General features: G+C 55.2%; 20 protein-coding genes and 1 tRNA gene. 7 read left to right on the top strand and 14 right to left on the bottom strand.

Annotated elements, in window-relative coordinates:
* Positions 1–23 precede the first annotated feature (23 nt).
* The 6 genes from queG to ACR0JW_RS21955 all read right to left on the bottom strand — a co-directional run bounded on the left by queG (position 24) and on the right by ACR0JW_RS21955 (position 9,155).
* Positions 24–1,061 (bottom strand): tRNA epoxyqueuosine(34) reductase QueG, encoded by a 1,038-nt coding sequence (gene queG, locus ACR0JW_RS21930; RefSeq protein ID WP_170682591.1) that lies wholly within the window; start codon positions 1,059–1,061, stop codon positions 24–26.
* A gap of 78 nt (positions 1,062–1,139) precedes the next feature.
* Positions 1,140–1,805, bottom strand: coding sequence for an FtsZ-binding protein FzlA (gene fzlA / locus ACR0JW_RS21935; RefSeq protein ID WP_170682590.1), 666 nt, complete (start codon positions 1,803–1,805; stop codon positions 1,140–1,142).
* 58 nt (positions 1,806–1,863) lie between these two features.
* The gene (gene mtgA, locus ACR0JW_RS21940; RefSeq protein ID WP_170682589.1) at positions 1,864–2,598 is read right to left on the bottom strand and encodes a monofunctional biosynthetic peptidoglycan transglycosylase; all 735 of its coding nucleotides are present in this window, start codon (positions 2,596–2,598) and stop codon (positions 1,864–1,866) included.
* 130 nt (positions 2,599–2,728) lie between these two features.
* Positions 2,729–7,261, bottom strand: a complete 4,533-nt coding sequence (gene gltB, locus ACR0JW_RS21945; protein WP_170682588.1) for a glutamate synthase large subunit — start codon at positions 7,259–7,261, stop codon at positions 2,729–2,731.
* Positions 7,258–7,692: a GFA family protein gene (locus ACR0JW_RS21950; protein WP_170682587.1), complete on the bottom strand. Its 435-nt coding sequence runs from the start codon at positions 7,690–7,692 to the stop codon at positions 7,258–7,260. Before ACR0JW_RS21950 ends, gltB begins: the two co-directional genes overlap by 4 nt.
* Before the next feature lie 29 nt (positions 7,693–7,721).
* Complete coding sequence (locus tag ACR0JW_RS21955; RefSeq protein WP_170825370.1) at positions 7,722–9,155, bottom strand: NAD(P)-dependent oxidoreductase; 1,434 nt, start codon at positions 9,153–9,155, stop codon at positions 7,722–7,724.
* 229 nt (positions 9,156–9,384) lie between these two features.
* On the opposite strand from ACR0JW_RS21955, the gene ACR0JW_RS21960 reads away from it, so the two are divergent.
* A complete protein-coding gene (locus ACR0JW_RS21960) occupies positions 9,385–10,188 on the top strand; it encodes an undecaprenyl-diphosphate phosphatase (RefSeq protein WP_170682585.1) in 804 nt (267 codons plus the stop codon).
* Here ACR0JW_RS21960 and ACR0JW_RS21965 read toward each other — a convergent pair whose 3' ends face one another.
* Positions 10,189–11,172 (bottom strand): complex I NDUFA9 subunit family protein, encoded by a 984-nt coding sequence (locus tag ACR0JW_RS21965; protein WP_170682584.1) that lies wholly within the window; start codon positions 11,170–11,172, stop codon positions 10,189–10,191.
* 211 nt (positions 11,173–11,383) lie between these two features.
* Between ACR0JW_RS21965 and ACR0JW_RS21970 the strand changes: the two genes are divergently transcribed.
* A tRNA-Leu gene (locus tag ACR0JW_RS21970) sits at positions 11,384–11,470 on the top strand.
* A 141-nt stretch (positions 11,471–11,611) separates the two neighbouring features.
* On the opposite strand, the gene ACR0JW_RS21975 is transcribed toward ACR0JW_RS21970, so the two are convergent.
* Positions 11,612–11,866 (bottom strand): hypothetical protein, encoded by a 255-nt coding sequence (locus ACR0JW_RS21975; protein ID WP_170682583.1) that lies wholly within the window; start codon positions 11,864–11,866, stop codon positions 11,612–11,614.
* 188 nt (positions 11,867–12,054) lie between these two features.
* Positions 12,055–13,389 (bottom strand): tetratricopeptide repeat protein, encoded by a 1,335-nt coding sequence (locus ACR0JW_RS21980; RefSeq protein WP_170678875.1) that lies wholly within the window; start codon positions 13,387–13,389, stop codon positions 12,055–12,057.
* A 101-nt stretch (positions 13,390–13,490) separates the two neighbouring features.
* Here ACR0JW_RS21980 and ACR0JW_RS21985 point away from each other — a divergent pair, with 101 nt between their 5' ends.
* The 4 genes from ACR0JW_RS21985 to ACR0JW_RS22000 all read left to right on the top strand — a co-directional run bounded on the left by ACR0JW_RS21985 (position 13,491) and on the right by ACR0JW_RS22000 (position 17,215).
* The gene (locus tag ACR0JW_RS21985) at positions 13,491–13,724 is read left to right on the top strand and encodes a hypothetical protein (RefSeq protein WP_170678873.1); all 234 of its coding nucleotides are present in this window, start codon (positions 13,491–13,493) and stop codon (positions 13,722–13,724) included.
* Between the two features lie 10 nt (positions 13,725–13,734).
* On the top strand, positions 13,735–15,207 hold the full coding sequence (gntH, locus tag ACR0JW_RS21990; protein WP_480714443.1) for a guanitoxin biosynthesis MBL fold metallo-hydrolase GntH: 1,473 nt from the start codon (positions 13,735–13,737) through the stop codon (positions 15,205–15,207).
* Positions 15,208–15,211: 4 nt separating this feature from the next.
* The gene (locus ACR0JW_RS21995) at positions 15,212–16,192 is read left to right on the top strand and encodes a CobW family GTP-binding protein (RefSeq protein ID WP_170678869.1); all 981 of its coding nucleotides are present in this window, start codon (positions 15,212–15,214) and stop codon (positions 16,190–16,192) included.
* 102 nt (positions 16,193–16,294) lie between these two features.
* A complete protein-coding gene (locus ACR0JW_RS22000; protein ID WP_170825367.1) occupies positions 16,295–17,215 on the top strand; it encodes a hypothetical protein in 921 nt (306 codons plus the stop codon).
* A gap of 407 nt (positions 17,216–17,622) precedes the next feature.
* Here ACR0JW_RS22000 and ACR0JW_RS22005 read toward each other — a convergent pair whose 3' ends face one another.
* The 4 genes from ACR0JW_RS22005 to ACR0JW_RS22020 form a co-directional block, all read right to left on the bottom strand.
* Positions 17,623–18,411 (bottom strand): DUF3299 domain-containing protein, encoded by a 789-nt coding sequence (locus ACR0JW_RS22005; RefSeq protein WP_480714444.1) that lies wholly within the window; start codon positions 18,409–18,411, stop codon positions 17,623–17,625.
* Positions 18,412–18,555: 144 nt separating this feature from the next.
* Positions 18,556–19,383, bottom strand: coding sequence for a hypothetical protein (locus tag ACR0JW_RS22010; RefSeq protein WP_480714445.1), 828 nt, complete (start codon positions 19,381–19,383; stop codon positions 18,556–18,558).
* Positions 19,384–19,451: 68 nt separating this feature from the next.
* On the bottom strand, positions 19,452–19,877 hold the full coding sequence (locus ACR0JW_RS22015; protein WP_480527532.1) for a putative quinol monooxygenase: 426 nt from the start codon (positions 19,875–19,877) through the stop codon (positions 19,452–19,454).
* Positions 19,878–19,941: 64 nt separating this feature from the next.
* Positions 19,942–21,684, bottom strand: coding sequence for an amidohydrolase (locus ACR0JW_RS22020; RefSeq protein WP_480714446.1), 1,743 nt, complete (start codon positions 21,682–21,684; stop codon positions 19,942–19,944).
* A gap of 158 nt (positions 21,685–21,842) precedes the next feature.
* Here ACR0JW_RS22020 and ACR0JW_RS22025 point away from each other — a divergent pair, with 158 nt between their 5' ends.
* Positions 21,843–22,787 carry a helix-turn-helix domain-containing protein gene (locus tag ACR0JW_RS22025; RefSeq protein WP_480714447.1) on the top strand — a complete coding sequence of 315 codons (945 nt, stop codon included), beginning with the start codon at positions 21,843–21,845 and terminating at the stop codon, positions 22,785–22,787.
* A 118-nt stretch (positions 22,788–22,905) separates the two neighbouring features.
* Here the strand turns inward: ACR0JW_RS22025 and gntH (ACR0JW_RS22030) are convergent, their stop codons facing one another.
* Positions 22,906–24,165: a guanitoxin biosynthesis MBL fold metallo-hydrolase GntH gene (gene gntH, locus ACR0JW_RS22030; protein WP_170617328.1), complete on the bottom strand. Its 1,260-nt coding sequence runs from the start codon at positions 24,163–24,165 to the stop codon at positions 22,906–22,908.
* Between the last annotated feature and the right edge of the window lie 68 nt (positions 24,166–24,233).

Genomic DNA, 24,233 nt, shown 5'->3' on the forward strand with positions numbered 1-24,233 from the left:
CACGTCCAGCCTGTTTGCGGCATTTACGACAGCCGTTTTACCGCCCAGCGCGCCGCGTCGGCCACTGCCGGATCAGGGTCATCCGCCAGCGCCTGCGCGGCACTACACAGTTCTGCAATACCGGAATTGCCGATGGCATACAGCACATTGCGCACGAACCGGTCGCGACCAATCCGTTTGATGGGCGAGCCGGAAAACTTCTCCCGAAACGCGGCATCATCCAGTGCCACAAGATCAGTTAACGCAGGCGCCTTGAGGTCATCCCGGGCCGCATAGCGCATATCACTGGCCGCCACTGCGAATTTGTTCCACGGACACGTCGCAAGACAATCATCACATCCATAGATCCTGTTGCCCAATTTGCCGCGCAGCTCTTCCTCGACCGGACCTTTGTGCTCGATGGTCAGGTACGAGATACAGCGCCGCGCATCCAAAAGGTACGGTGCAGGAAACGCATCGGTTGGGCAACTATCCAGACAGGCCCGGCACGACCCGCAGCGGTCAATCTCCGCTGGATCGGCAGGCAAGTCCAATGTCGTGAAAACAGACCCTATGAAGGCCCAATTGCCCCAATCCCGACTAACCAGATTAGTGTGTTTTCCCTGCCAACCCAATCCCGCAGCCTGACCTAACGCCTTTTCCGGCACAGGTGCTGTATCGACAAACACTTTCACGTCGCCACCGGCCTCGGCAATCAGCCAGCGCGCCAGTCGTTTCAGGCGCTTTTTGACCAGATCATGATAGTCCTTGTTCTGAGCATAGACCGAGATCGCCGCTTTTTCGGGATAGTTCAGAATTTCGGTCGGATCGTGCTCGGGCGCGTAGCTTTCGGCCAGCATTATCACCGACCGGGCCTCCGGCCACAGAACTGCCGGATCACCACGCCAATGGGTGCGCTCTGTCATCCATCCCATCTGCCCATGATATCCGGCCCGCAGAAACGCTTCCAACCGGCCCGGAACCTGCGGCACATCCCAGGGCCTGCAAATCCGACAGGACACAAAGCCCTCGCTTAACGCCTGGGCGACCAGCTTTTCTTTCAAACCCGATCCGTTCTTCATCTGGCCAAAAATATCCTCGGGGGTGAATTGGCCCGACGGGCCAAGAGGGGGCGGAAGGCCCCCTGCGCCCCGACCCTATCAGAAATCCAGATCGGCGTAATGGGGCGGAGGCCGGAATCCCGGCACCTGATCGGCCAGGATGGACCGGAACGCCGGTCGCGATTTGATCTTGGCATACCAGTCCCGGACCGTCTGGCTGCGATTCCAGTCCACGTCCGAGATATAGTCCAGTGCCGACAGATGCGCGGCAGCGGCGAAATCCGCCAGCGTCATCTGATCCCCGGCCAGCCAGCGGCGTTGATCCAGCAACCATGTCATGTAGTCCAGATGGTACTTGATTGCGCGCGCACCTTCCTTGACGCGCTTGCTGTCCGGATAGCCTTCCCCGGTCACTTTCTTGTTGACCCGTTCGTACACCAGTTTCGATGTCACCTCGTGATGAAACTTGTCATCAAACCAGCCGACCAGACGCCTTACTTCATAGCGCGCTTCGGGCGTTTTGGGCATCAGCGCGGGTTCGGGGCGGGTTTCCTCGATATACTCGCAGATCGCCGCACTTTCCGACATCACCTGCCCGTCCAGGCGCAATACAGGAACCTTTCCTGCGGGGTTTCGGCGCAGAAAATCCGGATCTTTCTCCCAGTACCGTTCCTCAACCAGTTCCACTTCGATTTTCTTCTCTGCCAGCGACAGACGAATCTTGCGGCAATAGGGGGACAGGGGAACGTGAAACAGGCGCGCCATGAGCTTCCAATCAAAGCAGTGAATACAACCAAGCTTTAGCCTTGAGCAGCCTTGGGTTTCAATCCTCGAAACAATCCGCGCGACCATCTGCGCGGATGGTGGCCGCTCCGTCCCGTATCGCGGCGGCCCGGCGGCGCGTGCGAACCGACGGATCCGTAACGGATCTGTTCCTGGGCGAAGGCAGAATTGCAGCGATCCGCGCGGCCTGAACCGGCGTCAAATTAGCGGCAGATACGTTGAAATGCATTTGCGCGGCAGCCTCGACCCCGAAAACCCCGTTCCCGGTCTCAGCTACGTTCAGATAAACCTCAAGAATGCGCTGCTTGCTCCAGAACAGTTCGACAACCGGCGTGATCGACGTTTCAAGCGCCTTGCGTACCCAACTGCGTCCTTGCCAAAGGAACACGTTCTTGACGACCTGCTGCGAAATGGTCGACGCGCCGCGTGCGCCACCATCTTCCAGCGCATCTCGGATGGCCTGGATGTCAAAGCCCCAGTGCAGGCAGAAATTCGCGTCTTCTGCAGCGACGACCGATCGCGCCATCACCGGGGAAATCTCTTCGATCGGAACCCAGTCGCGTTCAACTTTGCCCAACCGGCGCCACTCGGACCAGATTGTATGCGTGATCGGCGGGTTGACGACCGAATAGAGCAGCACAAGACCGACTACAAATGCGACACAGGCCAACAACCCACGTGTCAGCCAGCGGCGAATCCGCGATATAGACAGTTTCTTTGACTTTGTTGCCTTTGATTTCTTACCACGCGTTCCGCGCGCTGCTTTTTTTGCCATACCCTTGCTATACGACGCATGAGGCGCGTTTGGAACGGGGTAAATTTCAGCCCCTGTGCCATATGCATGCAAAGGAAAACCCTGCGCGTTTGTGAAAACACGCAGGGTTTTGACCTTGTTTAGGGTCTGTTTACTCCGCCGGAACTGCTGCGATCTCTTCGCTCAGCGGATGGCTGAGTTTGTTCAGCATTTCCTTCGGGCACACCTGCAGGAAGTTGGTTTTTTCGACATCCCAGTGTTGCAGGATATCCGCGGCTTTGCGGCTTCCGGTCTCGGCAGCGTGACGTTTGATCAGCGTTTGCAACTGATCTACCCAGTGGCTCACCGTGACCGGACAGGTGACAAGTGTCTCCATGTTCATCAGAAGCTGCGCCTTACCGTCAGGATCGTACAGATAAGCCATCCCTCCGGTCATACCGGCACCAAAATTTGCACCGATGGAACCAAGGATCACGGCAACGCCGCCGGTCATGTATTCACAGCCGTTGGACCCGCACCCTTCGATGACCACCTTGGCACCCGAGTTCCGAACCGCAAACCGCTCACCCGCGCGGCCGGCCGCAAACAGGTGACCGTCGGTTGCGCCGTACAGGACAGTGTTGCCGATAATGGTGTTGTCATCCGCTTTCAGCGGGCTGATCTGCGGCGGACGCACCACGATCGTGCCGCCCGACAGACCTTTGCCAACATAGTCGTTGGCATCACCCGACACTTCCAGCTTCAGACCCGGAGCCGCAAAGGCCCCCAAGGACTGACCGGCCGATCCCTGCAATTTCACGTGCAGATGGTCCGGCTGGAAGGTGTTTCGCATCCCGAAATTCTGCACGATATGACTGGAGACACGGGTGCCCACGGTTCTGTGCGTGTTCTGGATGGCGTAGGACAACTGCATCTTCTCGCCGTCTTTCAGGAACCGCGCCGCGTCGCGGACAATTTCGGCGTCTATTGTATCCGGCACTGCGTTCCGATCCTTGTCGCGGTCATACACGATGTCATGCGCGCCATCGACCGTGATCAATAGCGGGTTGAGGTCCAGATCGTCCAGATGCGCCGAACCACGGCTGACCTGCGCCAGCAAATCAGCCCGGCCAATGATGTCATCCACGGACCGCGCGCCCAGGCTGGCGAGGATTTCGCGAACTTCCTGTGCGTAGAAGGTAATCAGATTCACAACCTTGTCCGCGTTGCCCGTGAATTTGGCGCGCAGGCTTTCGTCCTGTGTGCACACACCAACGGGGCAGGTATTCGACTGGCACTGACGCACCATGATACAGCCCATCGCGATCAGCGCGGCGGTGCCGATGCCGTATTCCTCGGCCCCCATCATCGCGGCCATGACAATGTCGCGTCCGGTCCGAAGGCCGCCATCGGTCCGCAGGGTGACGCGGTCGCGCAAGTTGTTCATCGCCAGAACCTGATGCGCCTCGGTCAGACCCATCTCCCACGGCAGACCGGCATATTTGATGCTGGTCGCGGGGGAAGCACCCGTGCCGCCGTTGTGACCCGAAATAAGGATAATATCCGCTTTTGCCTTGGCCACACCGGCGGCAATCGTTCCCACGCCCGAAGACGCGACCAGCTTGACCGTCACCTTGCAGCGCGGGTTGATCTGTTTCAGGTCATAGATCAACTGCGCCAGATCCTCGATCGAGTAGATGTCGTGATGCGGCGGCGGCGAGATCAGCGTCACGCCCTTGGTCGAATGACGCAGACGCGCGATCAGGTCGGTGACCTTCATGCCGGGTAGCTGACCACCCTCACCGGGTTTCGCACCCTGGGCGACTTTGATCTCCAATTCTTCACACTGGTTCAGGTATTCGGCGGTCACACCAAAACGGCCCGAGGCCACCTGTTTGATCTTGGCCGACGGGTTGTCGCCATTGGGCTCCGGCACAAAATGCGCCGGATCTTCGCCGCCTTCACCCGAGTCCGACTTGGCGCCAATCCGATTCATCGCCACGTTCAGCGTCTTGTGCGCCTCGGGGCTGAGTGCGCCCAGCGACATGCCCGGCGTGACAAAGCGTTTGCGGATTGAGGTGATCGATTCCACCTCTTCAATCGGGATCGGCTTGCCGAGTGGTTTGAAATCCATCAGGTCGCGCAGATGGATTGGCGGGTTCGACTGCATCTTGGCCGAATACTGCTTCCACAGCTCATATGAGGCTCTGTTACAGGCCATTTGCATCATATGCATCGAGGTCGCTTCCCACGCATGGGTCTCGCCCGATTTACGCGCCTTGTAGAAACCACCGATGGGCAACACGTCCAGACCGCTGTCCCAGCCTTTGGCGTGAATCTCCTCGGCCTTGACCCGGATACCATGCACGCCGATGCCCGAGATGCGGCTGGTCATGCCGGGGAAATATTCGGCCACCATGGCGCGGGACAGTCCCACCGCCTCGAAATTCAGACCGCCGCGATACGACGACACCACCGAAATGCCCATCTTGGCCATGATCTTGAGCAAGCCCTGGTCAATTGCCTCGCGGAATCGCGCAACATTTTCGGTCAGCGTGCCATCCAGCAAGCCACGTTCGATCCGGTCGGCCAGCGAATCCTCGGCCAGATATGCGTTGACCACGGTGGCGCCACATCCGATCAGCACGGCAAAATAGTGCGGGTCGATGCATTCCGCCGACCGCACATTCAGCGAGCAGAACGTCCGCAAGCCTTGACGGATCAGGTGAGAGTGCACGGCGCTGGTGGCCAGGATCATCGGCATCGCCACCTTGCCCGGACCGGAATACTGATCCGTCAGGACCAGATGCCCGGCGCCCGAGCGCACGGCTTCTTCTGCTTCGGCTCTGACACGGGCCAAAGCATCGCCCAGCGCACCTTCGCCTGGTTCAAACGAACAGTCGATCTCGGCCAGGGTCGCATTGAAGTTTTCTGCCAGCTTCTCCCATTGCGTGTTCCCGACAAAGGGGCTTTCCAGCACAATGATCTCGGTCTGGCTGCTGTCTTCGTCCAGCACGTTCTTGAGGTTGCCAAACCGCGTTTTCAGCGACATCACGCGATATTCGCGAAGCGAGTCGATGGGCGGGTTGGTCACCTGGCTGAAATTCTGACGGAAGAAATGGCTGAGCGGGCGGTATTGCCTGGACAGCACCGCCGAGGGTGTGTCGTCCCCCATCGAGGCCAGCGCCTCTTTTCCGTCCTCGGCCATCGGTGCCAGAATCTGCTCCAGTTCCTCGACCGAATATCCGGCGGCGATCTGGCGCTTGCGCAACTCCTCGCCTTTGAACAGCGGTCGCTCGGTCACACCAGCCAAGGTGGTATCCAGATCGTTGATCTTGCCGACCCACTCGCCAAACGGCAGCGCGCGGGCCAGTTTGTTCTTGATCTGAGTGTCGCGGAACAGTTTGCCCTTTTTCATGTCCACGGCCAGCATCTGCCCGGGACCCAACGCACCTTTTTCGACCACGGTCGCCTCGTTGATCGGCACCATGCCGGCCTCGGACCCGGCGATGACCAGACCATCGCCCGTCACCACATAGCGCATCGGGCGCAACCCGTTCCGATCCAGACCGGCGCAGACCCAGCGGCCATCAGTCATGGCCAGCGCGGCAGGGCCGTCCCATGGCTCCATCACCGAGTTGCAGTAGGAATACATGTCGCGCCACGCCTGCGGCAGTTCGACCGCCTGCTTGGACCAGCTTTCAGGAACCAGCATGGTTTTCGCCATCGGGGCCGAGCGGCCCGCGCGCACCAGAACCTCAAAAACAGAGTCTAATGCAGCCGAATCCGACGATCCGCCTGCAATGATCGGCTTGATGTCTTCGGCATAGTCGCCAAAGGTGCCGCTGGCCATGCGGATCTCATGGCTTTTCATCCAGTTGATGTTGCCCTTCAGCGTGTTGATCTCGCCGTTATGGGCCAGCATACGGAAGGGTTGGGCCAGCCACCATTGCGGGAAGGTGTTGGTGGAATAGCGCTGGTGGTAGATCGCGAACGCCGATTCAAAACGCTCATCCATCAGATCGGGATAGAAAACAGCCACCTGTTCGGCCAGCATCATGCCTTTATAGATGATCGAGCGGCAAGACAGCGAGGCCAGGTACAGGCCGGAAATCCCGGCGGCCATTGCCGCCTTTTCGATGCGGCGACGGATCACGTACAGCTCACGCTCGAACGTCTCTTCGTCCACACCCTTGGAATTCGATATCAGGATCTGTTCGATCTCGGGCCGTGTCGCGTTGGCTTTGTCACCCAGACAGGTCACGTCAACCGGCACGTGACGCCAACCATAGATGTAATAGCCCATGCGCAGAACTTCGGTTTCCACGATGGTCCGGCAACGCTCCTGCGCGCCAAAATCAGTACGCGGCAGAAAGACCTGACCAACGGCGATCAGTTCGCTCAGGTTGGGCTCGTGACCGGTGCGCCGAATTTGGTCATAGAAGAATTGAACCGGGATCTGCACATGGATACCCGCGCCGTCACCCGTTTTGCCGTCGGCATCCACGGCGCCGCGGTGCCAGATCGCCTTGAGCGCATCGATTCCGGCATCCACAACCTTGCGGCTTTTCTTGCCGTCAACGGAAACAACAAGACCGACACCGCAGGAAGAATGCTCTTCTTCCTCGGAATAGAGACCGTTTTCCGCCAGCCATTTGCGTTTGGCCTCTTCGGCCCGCACCCAATCGGCATCATATTTGGTCATTGATTGTCTCCTTCTTCCGGCTGGGCAAACATGGCTTCGACCTCGGCTGTGGTCATTTGCTTGCGCTCGCCTGCAAACGCGTACCCATCGGGCTTTTTGTCGATAAAAAGTTCCAGTTGCAGCTTGTGGCCCGTATCTTCGAACAGGCCCGCCGCCATCTGTGTATGTCCGTGCAACTCGCCCGGCAGGGTGATCCGGTACCAAAGCGCCGAACCGCAATCCGCGCAGAAGGCACGCTCGGCCCAGTCGGACGATGCATAAGTCTTTACAGGCCCCAATGCCGCGTAACCGGATTCAGCCTGAAAAGTCATCAGCATCGAACTGGTCCAACGGCGGCATTGATCGCAGTGGCATGCGCCCAGCGATTCCTTCGCCGGAGTAGCGGTCACTGTGACCGCGCCGCACATACATTGGCCTTGCAATTCGGGCATTCTGACCCTCCTGTCGCTGGGCTTTCGGGTTATTCGGCTGCGACGGCAGCCCTGCTGTTGAAACGCTCGATAATCGCGTCGGCGCAGTCGCGGCCATCCCGGATCGCCCATACGACCAGCGAGGCACCGCGTACGATGTCTCCGATGGCATAGACGCCGTCCATCTCGGTCTCACCGGTCTGGAACGCGGCCTTGACGGTGCCCCAGCGGGTTACGGGCAGGTCGGGCTGACCAAACAGTCTGGGCAGGTCTTCAGGTTCGAACCCCAGCGCCTTGATGACCAGATCGGCCTCTTCGACATAGTCTGCGCCTTCGATCACTTCGGGGGCTTGACGGCCCGAAGCATCGGGTTGACCCAGACGCATCTTCTGCACCATCACGCCAGAGACCTTGTCGTCACCGGTAAAGCCTTTGGGTGCGCTGAGCCACTCGAAGATGACGCCTTCTTCCTCGGCGTTCTGGGTTTCGCGTTGCGATCCCGGCATATTGGCCCGGTCCCGGCGATAGAGGCATTTGACCGAGGTCGCGCCCTGACGGATCGAGGTCCGCACGCAGTCCATCGCGGTGTCGCCGCCGCCGATGACAACAACCTTCTTGCCGTCGGCGTTCAGCCGGCCATTGTCAAAATCTTCGACCGCGTCGCCAAAGCTCTTGCGGTTCGAGGCAGTCAGGAAGTCGATGGCTTTCTCGATCCCGCCCAGACCACTGCCCGGCATGGAAAGATCGCGGGACTTGTAAACGCCGGTCGCGATGATCACGGCGTCATGCTTGGCGCGGATTTCTTCGAATTTGTCCGCATCAACGTCACAGTTCAGCTCGAACGCGACCCCACCGTCGGCCAGCAGATCGTTGCGGCGCTGAATGATGTCCTTTTCCAGCTTGAAACCCGGGATACCGTACATCAACAGGCCCCCGGCCCGGTCATAACGATCATAAACCGTCACTTGAACACCTGCACGGCGCAGCATGTCGGCTGCAGCCAAGCCACCGGGGCCACCACCAATGATACCGACACTTTCGCTGCGCTCGGCACCCGGCGCGACCGGTTTAACCCAGCCATTGTCCCAGGCGGTGTCAGTGATGTATTTCTCGATCGTCCCGATGGTGACCGTTCCGTGGCCGGATTGTTCAATCACGCAGTTACCTTCACACAGGCGGTCCTGCGGGCAGATTCGGCCGCAGATTTCTGGGAAGGTATTGGTCGCCTGGCTGGTCTGATAGGCTTCTTCCAGGCGCCCGGTAGCAGTCAGGTGCAGCCAATCCGGAATATTGTTGTGCAGCGGACAATGCGACTGACAATAGGGAACACCGCACTGGCTGCAGCGACTTGCCTGCTCAACCGCCTTTTCGGCAGCAAACTCGGCATAAATCTCGGAAAAGTCTTCCTTGCGGTCATCAGCGGCACGCTTTTTGGGCATGACGCGGTCGATGTGCACAAATTTCAGCATCGGTTGCTTGGCCACGGGTCGGACTCCATGAATTGGCTAGGTCGGCTTTCTTTAAGAGATCGCAGGTCGGATGAAAAGTCAATTGTACTGACATATTTTAACAAATTAGCACGCAATGGCGAAAAAATTCTGGGAATTTGTCAGATTTTAGAACCGATTCGGACCTATCTGCCTGCTTTTCTTTTCTTCATCACGCTTATACCCATTGTTCATAAGGAAAACACGGCAGCGTCACGGCGGGCGGATGAGCATTTTTCAATTGATTCTTGCGGCGATTATTCAGGGAATAACCGAATTTCTGCCGGTTTCCTCTTCGGGGCACCTGATCCTGCTGCCCAGCCTTACCGGGCTGGATGATCAGGGCCTGGCCATCGATGTGGCCGTGCATGTCGGTACATTGGGCGCTGTTGTTCTGTATTTTTGGACAGATGTTAAACAGGCCTTCGCCGGACTTCCCCGAGCACTAAGCGGCCGACTTGATACGCCGCAATCCAGGCTGGCCGCCGGGTTGATCATTGCGACGATCCCGACGGTCATGGTTGGCGCCGTCCTTTACCTGACCGGTCTCAGCCAAAGCCTTCGGTCCATCGCCGTGATCGGCTGGACAATGCTTGGATTTGGCCTACTGCTGTACTGGGTGGACCAAAAAGGACCTCAGTCCAAACACGCCGGTGACTGGAGCCTGCGAGATGCGGTGATCATGGGACTATGGCAGGTGCTGGCCCTGATCCCTGGCACGTCAAGATCCGGCATCACGATCACAGGCGCACGCCACCTTGGCTACACGCGGGAGGATGGCGCGCGGATCGCCATGCTAATGTCGATCCCGACGATCCTTGCCTCGGGGACACTATTGTCCGTGGACGTGGTCCGAAACGCGGACGCGCAACTGGCCAAAGACGGCGCGATTGCGGCGGCCTTCGCGTTCTTTTCCGCGCTCCTTGCCCTCAGCCTCATGATGCGCCTTTTGCGCAGCGTCAGCTTTACGCCATACGTCATCTATCGCGTTTTTCTGGGCGTCATACTGCTGACAATCGCCTACAGTTGATCAGATCCGCAGGTTTCCGGCCGAATTCTGAATGTCGTCATACTGACCGGCCGGGCGGAATTTCCACAGGTAATCCGGAAGAACCGACTCAAGCGTTGCAGGCTCAATCCCGAGGTCCGGGAAAGACTTCACACCATCCGAAACAACATTGTCATGGCGCAGGTTCTTCAGCTGATCACGTGTCAGGATCGTATTTGGGAACAGCTGAAAGCTGACAAACTTCACAATATCCAGCACTCCGGCCATGATACGCGCCGCAAAGAATGGCAACCCGATAATGATGCGCTTCCGGTGGATAACCCCCAGCATCTGTTGCATCAGCTCACGGAACGATTTGGCCTCGGGACCGCCAAGTTCGTAAATACCCGCTTCTGCCTGACCCAGAATGCCCAAAACAGCGGCTTTGGCCACGTCATCGACATAAACCGGCTGAAACCGTGTTTCTGCACCGGCCAGGGGTAGAAATGGCCCAAGGCGCGCCATGCCGGCAAAGCGGTTGAAGAACTGATCTTCGGTCCCGAAAATAACGGATGGGCGCAATATCACGGCATCCGGCATATGGGCCAGAACGGCCGCCTCGCCTTTGGCCTTGGTTCTCGAATAGACGCTGTCCGCCTCCGCATCCGCACCAATTGCCGAGATGTGAACCATCCGGGCCACACCCTGTTCCGCAGCCAGCCGCGCGATCCGTTCCGCGCCCTCAGCCTGCACTTCGTCGAACGTGTTTTTTCCCAGCTCGTTCAGAACCCCAACACAGTTGACGACGGCATCGGCACCTTTCATGGCCAGGGCCACCGAGGCATCATCGCGAATATTGCATAGGATCGGCTCGACCTGCCCCACTGCACCATACGGCTTGACGAACATCGCCTCGTTCGGGCGCCGCACCGCGACTCGAACACGCCACCCCTGAGCCGCCATACGGCGCGCAACGTAGCGACCTACGAATCCCGATCCACCATAAATCGTGACCAGCTTGGACATGAAACGGCTCCTGCTAAATGGGTCCTGATCCGATCTATCGCCCCAGAGCACTGCAAACAAGGCACAATAACGCCGCGCCCCGGCGATAAATCTATTTCAGTCCGGCACCTGTCCCGCGCCTCGAATGCGCGCATCAAAAAACTTTCAAAAAACTTCCCGAATCCTGTTGACGCCCCCCGCCTGTAGGCTTAAACGCCCCTCCACGACACCTGCCCAGGTGGCGGAATTGGTAGACGCGCTAGCTTCAGGTGCTAGTGTCCGTATGGACGTGGAGGTTCGAGTCCTCTCCTGGGCACCACTATTTCCCAAATAATTCCTTATAATCAATCCATTGGGATATTTTTACGCCCCCAGTCCCCCAATTAGTCACCCATACGATTTGTGATGGATGAACCGTTCGATCCTATAGGATCTAAAGCATCGGACGTCTCGGATTTAATCAGTCCAACGTGAAGCTGACTATAAGGCGGTCGGTACCCACCTCATCTCTATCCTGTTTCCGCGGCAGAGCTTTGGCATGCCCAAATGGAATGAGAAACATCGCAATCTTGATAGCCTTGTCATGATTGCCCTTATCAACAGCGCCTTTCAGCTGCCCAAACAAGTATTGCATCGGTTCAACGTAGTTTCGACGCGATGCTAAATCTTCGTACCGCTTCATACGGTTACGCTTGAGTTTGTCCCGCTTTGACATGCGAGGATTATAACTATCCAACGCCTATTTGGAAAGAAACGACGTTCGTTATGCACGCAAAGCTGACGTTCGCTTTACGTGCAGCGAAGGTCTGCGCTGAGCCCACTTTGGCCGGTGCTGCGCGTTGCCCCAATGACAGCAATGCGCGGAAAGCAGACTTTGCGTCGACAAACATGCGACACGTTTCATCAGTATCTGATCAGAGTATCCAGGATCACTTGCCGCGTTGCGTCATCATTTTGGAAAATCCTGCCGGCGAGAAACTCAGATGGAAACTCCGGCCACGTTTTGCGCATTTCGGAAATAAGTCGCTGAGCTTCTTCGGTATGTCCCAACTGATCCTGCGCAACGGCTTGGAACAGGAGAGAAGGAGCACTCACAGGCGCACCGGCTGCGGGCGCTCCTTTAAAGGCGTCTACTACCTTTTCGTATTTCCCGAGCATCAGTTGCGATACACCCCAAATGTTTCGTGCGCCAAAGCGGCCCGATCCTGACCTGAGTCTTTCTGGATCGCTAACCTCAGCCGCAAGTTCTGGGGCGCCCGCCATGATGGCGGTGATGCCGACAAGATCCAGAATATGACCATCATTCGCCGCAAGCTCGACCGACAGTCTTGCGAATTTCATAGCCTCGACTGGATTGTTTTGGGTGGCCAACACCCAACCATTTGCGCCGTTTGCCCATGCATCGGTGGGAGATAGATCAAGCGCTCTTTCCGACATCTCGGAAGCTTGGCTAAAGAGGTCATCTCTTTGTGCATTATCAGGGGACAGCATGGCCAAAGTCGCCAGGACCTGTGCCGATCCGGCATAACCGTCCGAGAGTGCGGGGTCGAGCTCCGCGGCATGCTGAAACATTCCCAGTGCTATTTGCTGGCGCTTGACGTCAAAAACAGGAAAAAACATGCCTCGGGCCTGATCCGCAAGATTAGCCGCCTGAAGCCTTGTCAAAGACTGCTCGCCAAGAGCAGTTCGCTCAGCCTGTTCGATGGATTGAGCTGTGGGCAAAACCGCCTTGTTATCCCGAGTGAACCACAAGCCTGTCACCGCGATCAACACTAGGCAACCCAGCCCAATTGGCAGCAGTTGCACCAGACGTCGATTCCCGCCAAGCAGATCGCTATCCTGAGCATTTGAGTTGTCGCTTCCTGTCGTCCTGCCTTGCGAAAACCGTGGTTTGTATCCGCCGGAATCAACAAAAATGCGAACTCCCTCACCGTCCCATTGATCTTCATAAAACTCATGTAGCAGTCGCCGCAGGCGCCTGGCTTCGACGCGGACAAGGTTTCGACCACCAGTGCCATCAATACTCCGACCGTAGACTTCGACCGCGATTGCTTTACCCCGGATCTGGGTACCGCGACCCGCGAGAGTTTCTTCGACCACGTAAGTAAGAAATTGTTGGAGTCGAGGCGAAGCCTGGAACGCGACGCTGGACACAACGCTCTGAAGTGCCTGTCGAACAAGCTCCGGCGATGGCGGTGCAACATCTTGATCTATCGACAATTCATTAGCTTGGTTCAAAGCAAACTCACCCCCCCAACTCACGGTGACTCACTTGGCATATGTCGTCAACCGCACTCATCTTGATGTGAGAATAGATAGTGGGAACCGGGGATTATCCAGTGACTTGGGAACTGAGTGATGAGCTTCCAGATCTTTCCGATGCGCTTTCAGGGCGTACCGAAACGGATGCGTTACTCAGCGAGGCAATCGAAGACCTAAAGAAAGTTACTGCGCTGTTGGATGACGCATCGATCACAGCCTCAGAGCGCGCGGAATGGGCCCACATCAGATCCGAACTCGTTAACGAGCTTCGCCGGATGGTGAAGCGCAACCTTCGTAGCATTTCCAACTAAGGGCATAGCCATGACAAAAGAAGACAACGACAAAGAACTTAAGAACGAACAGATCCAGAAATCTGACGACATCGAAAACCCTTCCCGGCGACACGTTATGCAGGGACTGGCAGCAGGTGCGGTCGCAACCGGTGCCGTTAGCTTCGGTACAGGAACTGCACAGGCGCACCCCGGTGATGGACCACTAGGCGAAAGCCTAAAGAACCCGTACGGCGGCAGGCCTGCCGGGGGCATCACTCTGCCGGAGTACTTCCGTCCTACCAAATACATGACGGGCTCGAATGCGAACTATTTCCCGCTTTCCGAGGACCTCGGGCCCGACGAAATGCGGATATCGTTCTGTGGTTCGACGCCATTTCCGCCCCGCGAAGATCAGGCTGGGACTTGCATCATGGTAGAATTGGGTAATGGAAAGAGGTTCTTCTTCGACTTCGGCTCGGGCTGCGTCCGCAACATTATCGGGATGCAGGTTCCGGGGCAGTTGATCAACGACATCTTCATCACACACCTGCATGTCGATCACTATGCAGACATCCCTTACATCTACCCGTTCCGGGCTTGGTCTGGTGGATACACGCCGCTGCGCATTCACGGCCCTTCTGGTCGGACACCAGAGCTTGGTACAGCCGGAATGGTGAAAGGCATGCAGCAGATGCTCAAATGGCATCTTGAGGCCTTCGATGTGTTCCCGATTGGGGACGGCTACGAGATCGAAGTTAACGAATTCGATTTCCGTCAAGAAGGCGGCATCGTCTATGACGAAGATGGTGTGACTGTTCGGTCCTGGCCTCGTAGCCACGCCAAAGACGGTGCAGTCGGGTATCGGCTGGATTGGAATGGACTGAGCTTTGTTTGGACCGGCGACGGCCGCCCCGATGAACTGAGTCTTGAATACGGAAAAGGCGTCGATGTGTTTGTGACCGAAATGTCCGGACAGGATATCGGTCAGTTGATGACCTACAAATACGGTCTGCCGCAAGAGCTGTTCAACTACACAATCGATACGCACCATACATCGCACTATGCGGTCGGTAAGATGATGGCTGAGGCGCGCCCGCGGCTTGCAATGGTAACCCACTATACGCAAGACGAGGACATCGATGCCGAAATGCTGGCGGGAATCCGTGCCCACTACGATGGGCTGTTCGCTTGGGGTTTGGACGTCGCCGTCGTCAACGTCACCAAAGATGCAATCTGGTATCGGAAGGCGACACTTCCCGGAAAATCTGGTTCGGTCGCGCCATTCCGCGAATTGGGCAAGATGGAAGCAGAAGGCAAGATCACATTGCCGGATGTAATCAAGCCGCCAGCACCGCGGTCATCACGTGCTGAACAGCAAGACCAGAAGTACCGGGACATGGAGATCGATCCTAAAGAATACTACCCAGCTGATGTATTCCGGGCTCCCGATCCCGAGTGGCCCAGTGATTTCGTCATCAAGGTCGATGATGTCATTCCGAACCGCAAGAAGAAAGCGGAGTAAAGACATGATCGAGTTTGGTTCTACATCCGCAATCCCTGTCACGATCCTTACCGGCTTTCTTGGGGCCGGTAAGACGACACTTCTGAACCGCATCCTGACAGGCAATCACGGGTTGCGGGTTGCGGTTCTGGTGAATGATTTTGGATCAATAAACGTTGACGCCGACTTGGTCGTCGGTCTCGAAGATGATGTGATGAGTTTGGCAAATGGCTGCGTTTGTTGCTCGATCCGCGATGACCTGATCGAAACGGTAGAAGCCGTTCTCGCCCGGCCTGAGAAACCGGAATACATCGTCCTTGAAGCGAGCGGAGTGTCGGACCCGTCATCAATTGCAATGACATTCACCGATCAAAAGTTTCGGGACATGATCCGCTTGGACAGCCTCATGTGCCTGGTCGATGCGGAACAGCTTTTTTCTGCGCCGGAACAAATGGAATTGAAGCTCCGTCAAATCGCGTTCTCGGACATGGTTATTTTGAACAAGGTCGACCTCATCGACAGGGCGGCTGTTCAAAGGGTGCACGATTGGCTCGGGTCTCGCTTCCGTCGATATCGTCTGGTCGAAGCCGTCAACGCAGATGTCCCACTGGATATACTTCTTTCAGTTGGTCGCTTTGCCGCCGAACAGCTCGAAACAGAAATACCCGATCATCATGAACATGGGCCCGATTGTGGTTGCCACCACTCTGATCACTCGGACAGCTTCTCAACAACGATGATGAAAGCTGAACGCCCGATAAGCTTATCTTCTCTTCGGAGTGCAATTCGAAAGCTTCCGGGTGATGTTTATCGCCTTAAGGGCTTTGTATTCAGTGAAGAGGATCCGGATCATCGCATTCTTGTACAGGTTGTCGGAAAGCGCATGGACATCGCAAGGGATGGCGCATGGGGCCACCGAAAACCTGAAACAAGGCTTGTTGCAATAGGTGCACCAGGGGCCCTTTCGGAATACGAGCTTTCCGATGCGTTGTTGGCGACCGCATAGCGGCAAGTTAGACCAAATTTGTTTGCGTGCGTCTGTAAAACTCCAACACGTTACAGCTCGAAAGCCCGCAGCAACGCGGACCAAATATGGAGAAAAACCTAATTGCTGAAGCAGTTTAGGAAATGGAGCCAAGCGATCAGATTGCTCGCACCTGCCACTGCGTTTGTCTTGTCGGGGGCGGCTTTGTGCGCGCAGGACGTTTCAAGTCGAGAACTTGAAGATACAACCCCAAACCTCGGATTGCCGAGTTCAGCTGGAGGACAAGATGCCGAGTTGCTTTCCGCTTTCCACGGGCTCGAGGCGTTGCCCCGCGTAGCAAATCTCATTTGCAGAGGTTCCAGGGGCAAAGACGGGATGCCCGTCATCTTTTCAACCGAGGTAGATCTGGAAACTTTGCAGGCAGGTGACTTCAGAGTTGTAACAAAGTCAGGTCAGATCGGAACAATGCACTGTGCGTCAGTGTTGCCTGCTACCGATCCCGGTGAATTGCGCACTTTGCTTCTGATCGGGGATTTTGGGAACGTTTCCGAGGATCCACCGTTTGAAGTCGAGGTTATTGGACACCTTCATTCCATCGATGGAACACTTGATTTTCGCGGTGCCACTGTAGCCGTGACTCCGCTGGAAGACGGGCCGCCATTGATCTTGGCCGAGGTTGTCGAAGATTGGACTTTGGTCGGAAACTTGGGGCCACGCCGAACCAGAGGAAGCCTTTGTCCAAGTGACAACATCGTACAGGCCATTCGGGTAACTTGGGCGGGTGGCGTTACGCTGGCGAACGGCAAGGAACCTGGCGATGCGGAACGCGATCTGTACAGGATCATCGTAGAGGCCGAAGATGGATCTCAACGCACAGTTACGCCCGCCGCGCTTGCCGATCTGGGTGACGGGGACAATAACCACATGCTCTGCCTTGATACTAAGGATAGACCTATCTTGGTTTCCTTTCTAGCTGGCATTTTGACGGATCCGAATGATGATCTGAACCCAGAAACCAGCGTATTTGTTTCAAAACCAAATTAACAAACTGCTTTTAGGTTTGTTCGAATGGACTTTTAGCCGAAAATGCCCGGCCGGGCCGGTTGCGGGTATTGCAGCGGTAAATGCGAATGAACGGACTTGTTCGCCTCTCGGACATTGCAAACTCGGTTTTGAAGGTCCGCTTTGGGCTGACTGCGGTCCTTTGGAGCAATACTGCGGATGTCTGCAAAGTCCGCATTGCAGACGTTCAAGCAAGTTGCAGCGAGCGACCGCTAAGCGGGACAAAGCCGCCGTTCTTAACTCTGAACACATTGGCTGCACTCTGCGCTGATGTTAGCCTTTGTTACGCCGGCTAGCGCGTCCTGAATGTATTGCCATCCAAATAGGCGAAACGAATGAAGCGCGACATTAACTCTCGGCTTTTTGGCGGATGAGCTTCTTCGAAATCACTAGGTGAATGCTTCAACAATATGCGCGTTGAGTTCATAAATGGATTCCACGTTTGTAGCGCCGTCGTAGAATGTAACGTCGCTGACTCGGCGTTCAGCTAGCAGTTCGCCTTCGATCCAATATGCATCGAAAATCGATTTGAACTCGATGCCCTTAGGGTAAACTACATGAATGATCTGGTTCGGTGGCGGCGAAGGTGTATGAACGCAAGAACCGGCAACGGGTACAAACAGGAATTCGGTTACAACTGCTCCATCGATTGTCAGTGGCACTATGTACCCCGGCAGCCTGATTGTGGTCCCCAGAATTTCTAAATTTGGGCCGCGCCCGATTGAGTTGTTTTGCGCAATGATTTTTCGGCGCTCTTGCATGAGCCTTTCTACGTCGACATCATGGGCGGACAGAACACCATTGGCCGCCTTGTATTCTTTTATTAGATCAGGATTAGAGCGCTCACTGGCACTGGATGTTCGCCAACGAACTTGCGTTCGCATAGCGTTCAACAACGGATATGGCAGCTTTTCAAATGGGGTTTCCAGAGACTTTAGGGTTGTTTTCAAATCACGCCAGCTAACCGCAACATGCTCCTGAATAGGATCATCTAGCGCTGTGGAGCTTGCGGCAATGGCCAAGTCAAGTAAGCGCTCAGACATGTCAAAACGCTTTGCCCCTGAAGGAGAAGATTGGGCAGCAGGTTTTTGCGGGACTTGGGCAATCTCCGCCTGAGCAGCTTGAATGTGTGCGAACGCAAGAACTAAAATTACTAGAGCGATCAGGTTGCTTGTCATTTCAGTGGTCCACTTGTTCCTCATAGTTGCGACGGATTCCAGTTTTCGGCCGGGGTCCAATATGCAAAGGATCGTTCTCTCTCGTGTTTTTGTTGTCCCCATTCGCTGAAAGCAGTCTCCTGGATCATGTTTCTAAACCGCCAATCAAAAAAAGAACGACAAACCCAGTTTTAGTTGTCTGTCCGGTCCGCCGTCAGGTCTGCGCTCTAAAGTGTAATATCCGACACTGACATCCATAGCGGTGCCCTTAGTCTCATTGATGATCGACGTCTTACCGGCGGTCAAACCCAGTGGAATTGCCCAAGCTTCATCATTGCCAGCGGCATTCCAGTTGTACGAAAGGACGTTGTTGTACCCGATGTACCAGCCCTCTCCCAAACCGTAGTTCAGAATGGGTTGCAGGATGGTTACGTTGAAATCGTTCTCGCCCCACATATGAGCAATAACGCCACCCCATGACAGATCACCGGTTTGCCCAAACATGACAAAGGCAGGGCCAGCGCCCCAACCGGCACCTTGCAAGGCGTCATTCGTGTGCGTTGGCAGAGAAACTTGCAGGCCATAGCCAAGCGCGATTCCGCTTTCTCCCGGCGTAGGTGAATAAAATGCCTGTACAGTTGAATCACCGATGCCCCAGGTCAGATCATTTTCTGTCGATGGATCGACAATTCCAGGTGGCAATACGGCTCCGGGCTGGACACCTTGGATCGGCACAATGCCCCGAAGCACCAATGTGGCGTCTGTCAGTGGAACTGAATATACGGGCTGTAGCTGAAAGTTGTAGCTTTCGTCATCGTTCGTCCCGGTCCTGAAGGCGATTGTATTGTCCGTGATTAGTGCTTTTGTGTCCGCAAGCGGGTTCGCAGCCTTCCGCGCTGCCTGACAAGCCGCGTCACAAGCATGGGCTTCATTGGCTTGAACACCGATCAGCCCGGCGAAGAGCACTGCACAAGTATAAAGAGGGTTTTTCATATTTTGCTATCGTACCCCGTTTTGATTTGTCGTTAGGCTGTCCTTATACATTCGTCGCAATCGCGGAACTATTCGGATATCCCTCGCGCTGCCGCTGCAATTGGTTGGCCAATCTCTGCCCCAATGCCTCGGAACAGTTCCTGATGGTCATCCGTAAGCCGCGATAGAGTGACGATCTTCTCGAACTGCGCCAACTCAACCAACTGCGGAATGAAGGGCTCGATCAAGGCTTCGTGCCGGGCGTGGGCAGCCGCATCCACGTAACGTTCATAGCCATAAACCGTTTCGCCAACTCGGGCGAATTCGTAAACTAAAAGCCCGTCATCGGAGGCAGATGCCTCAACCATGTCTCTGGCCAATGCATCAAAAGCCTGTGCGTTTTCAGCCGGAACGCTTAGTATGGCGATAAATGCGACTTCTTCAGCGTGAGCATGAGCAACCATTGAAAGGTTTGCGGCCAGTAAGGCTGCTGTGGATCGGGCAAGTCGTCTCATTTCCGGCTTCCTCTCTAAAATGGCGAGGGGCATTGTTCGCCCCCAGCCTCAACTGCCTTGACAGTTAAATGCCGTCACGATGCGTGAACCGCCCATCCATAAGCGTGCCTAACACCTTGATGTTTGAAATATCACGCGGTTCGACTGCAGTTATGTCCTGATCAAGAACAACAAGGTCGGCATATTTTCCCACTTCGATGGAGCCTATTTTGTCCTCCATCGCTTGCTGCGCGGCAGGATAGATCGTGACTGCTTTCAAAGACTCTTCCAATGAGGCCGGTTTGCGGGACAACGGGAACGGCTTGCTGTCCGGATTCAGTGGGTCCTGCAATGTCATCGCAATCTCAACATTTAGCAGTGGACCGATCAGATCAATCGGCGAAGATGGTACGTCCGAAGAGATCGATACGTTGTGCCCAAGGGCCATCAGCGAGGAATAGCGGGCAAAAATCGCTTCGACCTTTGCGCGCCCCAACAGGTCCAAAGCGTTAACATCCTGGTTTTCCCAATCAACGTGGAAAATAGGCGTCGTATTTACCATGATTCCATTCTCAATGACTGTTTCATGGTCCTGATCGGACACCCAGAAATAATGGTGTAGCAGGTTGTTGGGAACGTCATAACCAGCGCCGCGCGCGGTCATGATCGCGTCCACCGTGTTGCGTACTGTTTGTGATCCATCGACGTGAGTGCCCACCGGAAGCCCGTTCTGATTGGCATGCAGATAGACCGAAGTTATCATTGGGCCTTCAATGGCAGCCGCACCGCGCGTCGCAGACCCGTCCGCGTAGTCGTCCAGCATCCAGGCGGTTTTTGAACTCCAGTTCCCTTCCGGATGGATCTTTATGCCCCAGATGCGCAGCATGTCGCTGTCGTACTGCTCGCGTAATTCGAGTGTGTGTTCCACGATTTCGTCAGCAGTGGCGGTCGGGTCCTTGAACCCCGTCGCAACAAAAGTGCGGATCGTCAACTCACCGTTCTTTTCCAGTTCGTGCAGATGGGCCAGTGCGAGTTTCTCATCATCTTTCACAAGCGACAGATCGGTAACTGTCGGCATAGCCATCAAAGGCACGTGCACTGCTGTGATTCCGGTTTTGACCGCCTGATCGTAGAGGTTTTTCTGGATATCAGGAATTTCACCTGCCGGGTCCCAAGCGCCTGCATTTCGAAATGCCGCAGCCCACTGGAACTCAATTCCGATTCCGGTCTGGTTGCCTTCCGCGTCACGCTGCCAGAACATAACGCCCGGCACCTGATCCTCTTCATCAGGGCTGACTTGACCCGCTTCAAACGCTTTGGAGTTCATCCAAACGTCATGAATTGTGAAGTCGAGGATAAAGGCCGGACGGTCAGAAACCACCGAATCCAGATCTTCTTTTGTGGGCCACCCGCCATAGGCGACCTGATTGAACCCATAACCAAGGATCAACTCCTCGTCAGGGTTTGCATCGGCATATTCCTTGACTGCGGCCAATGCCTCCTCAAGTGTTTCAATACCAAACAGACTGACACCGCGCGACGTCCAGCCCGAGGCAACGATGTGATCGTGGCCTGACACAAAGCCCGGCAGCAGGGTATCCCCGCCCAAGTCCAGAACTTCGGTGTTATCACCGATCAGCGCCTCTGCCCCCGCGACATCGCCAACATAGGTTATCTGGTTACCCATGACTGCAACGGCCTGCGCGGTCGGCGCATCGTCATTCATGGTAAGGACGGAAGCGTTGGTAAAGACCAGATCGGCGGCCTGCGCGTACAGAGCAGTTGACGATACCAACAGCGCAGCAATTGAAAATGTTAGCTTCTTCATGAGGCACTCCGAGGACGTTAACAGGTTTTCTGTGTTCGAGATCGATAGTGTAACCTGAGTTTGTGACTGGCTATCCGAATCGTGCAAACTATTATGAATAATTGAATTTCATTATGGTGCGGATAGAGCCGGACGCAAATTAAGTTGACCGAGGCGCTATGTTCTTTTCCAAAAAAATACGTTCAGTAGAAGACCTGCCCAATTACAATGACGTTCAATACGAAGCGCTACTGTTATCTCCCCAAGGGCCAATGCTGAATTGGCGCAGTGCCCAATACAATGGTTTTGGCGTTCACTCTGAAGAAGTTTATTCGCGTATACGTTATCAAGAGGTTCAACACAGCGGTACGGTCTTCTACGGTCTGTTCCTGCCAAATGGTGATCCGGTCCGATTTCAGGGAACCTTGTATGAGGATCCGTTTTTAGTGTGTTGGCAGGGACAAAAGCAGACAGAATATGATTACGTTGCTGAATCTGGCACCCAGATTTACATGCTGGAAGTCCCACGGCACCAAGTCGAAAAGCGGGGATGGTCAACATTTGAAGCCCCAATCCGCCTGTCCAAATCTGGCCGTCTGAATGCTCATGTCCAGATCATTGAAATGTGCCTTCGCCACAAACAAAGTGGCAGGGGCATGCAAAAGGTTTGCATGTTGAATGGCATATTCGAAAGCCTCGAAAACTTGGCAGGGGAATTATTTTACTGTGCCGAACCGCAAATGGCTGAAGAGAAGGCGAGCCATAGTCAATGGAAGATCGTTTTGGCGGCCGAAGAGTTTTTTTCAGAAAACCCGGCTGGCACGACACTAACGGTTCAAGAACTGTGTTGCGAACTCGGGGTATCCAGGCGTTCACTCTTTCTGGCCTTTGAAAAACAGCTTGGTGTTGGCCCAAGCAAGTTCCAATCGATCGTCCAACTGCACCGACTAAGGTCGCTTCTGCAGGAAAGCACCTATGAGAAAGGTGTCGTTTCGAAGCTCATCGGCGAGGCAGGTTTTAGTCACCTAGGCCGGACATCAGTTGCCTACCGCCAATTCTTCGGCGAGACCCCGATAGAAACCGCGTCCCGACCAAAAAATGGTTCAGGTGCAGGAGCTTCTTAAGACGAAAGTCCAATTTGGGCTCCCAGCGGTCGTTCGCTGCACTCGGCGTGAACGACTGCTACGCGGGACAAATCCGACCTCGGTACTTCTAATTCTTTGGGGTGCTCGGACGCCTTATTCACTCTTGGAAGGGAATGCTGGTATAGGCTCCGACTTCGTCATTTCCTGTGCGTTCGTTGAATGCTCTGATCATTTCGTTTGTAGCTTTGGCCGCTTCGCGGTCCATGCTCTCGAGATCAAATTCGGAGAACGGGAACTCTGCAGCTGAGTCAGGCGGTTGCTTGGGCATTTGCACTGGTGCCGGGAAAGACTCTTCGTTGGGCACTCCTTGGCGAGTACGAATACTATCTTTGGTTACGTTCCAGGTCATGAAGTCAGCCGCCAAGTCCAATGGCCCGTCATATGTCTCTCGTATTGCTGAATAGACAGCCAGCGCAATGTCATGATCGTTTTGGAAGTGGTAACAAACCGCCAATCTTGGTTCAGTTTCAGACATGATCTTACCGAATGCTTGCGCGGAAGTGTGCCCCTGAGAGCCCACAAAAATTGCTTCGGAAGGCGCAAACCCATATTTCTCGATCATGAATTCGGGAGGGGTGAAGCACTCATGGATTGCAAGGTCCGCACCCGCCGCATGCTCTCTCCACCATCGTGTTGGAAGCGTATCAGACGAAAAAGCAAATTTTAGTCCGTTCCATTCAAGCAGAAAACTCACTGCTTGTTCACCATGTATGGCCGGCAGGGTTCTGACCTGAACACCGTTTTCGTCAAAAATGACGTTATTTACGATTTTCCAATCGAATTCGTTGACCTCAAGTTGTAACCCTCGGGGATCGACCGCGGCCCCACGAGTCGCTTCTTCCCATGCCCACATTTTCTTCATGTGATCTGCCCAAGACTTTGTTCCCCACTCAGGTTTGATGCCTTCGGGTCCCCAAAGACGAACAGGCGTTAGGCGGTTGTTTACGGGGCCGGTGAAGTAAAAGGCCGGAAAATCACCAGCGTGATCTAGGTGCAGGTGGCCCAAGAAGACTTTATCCAGCTGATCCAGTGGAATCCCAAGCGCCATGATCCGTTCGTAGGATCCCTCTCCCATGTCGAAGATGAACTTTTCGCCATTACCCAATTCAACTAAGAAACATGCCGCAGCTTGCTTTAGGCGCGGCTGAGGCATACCGGTTCCACAGGCAACAACTCGCATTTCGTCAGGACCAAGAGACTCGGTTCCCGGATAATAAACAGTTTGGTTAGGAAACGGCTCGGTCCTCGACCATTGGGATGGATCATTGCTCTGCGCGACCACAGTGTTTGCCGAAGCCAAAAAAACCGTAGATATGAACGCCAAAATACAGTTTTTATTTTGCGCGGAAAAAGCCATTGCAATTGCCTCCGATCAGGGTCAACTGGAATTTTCAACAGTCTGAAGCCGACTCATAATAGGATCGC

The sequence above is a fragment of the Ruegeria sp. BG6 genome (assembly GCF_056538465.1).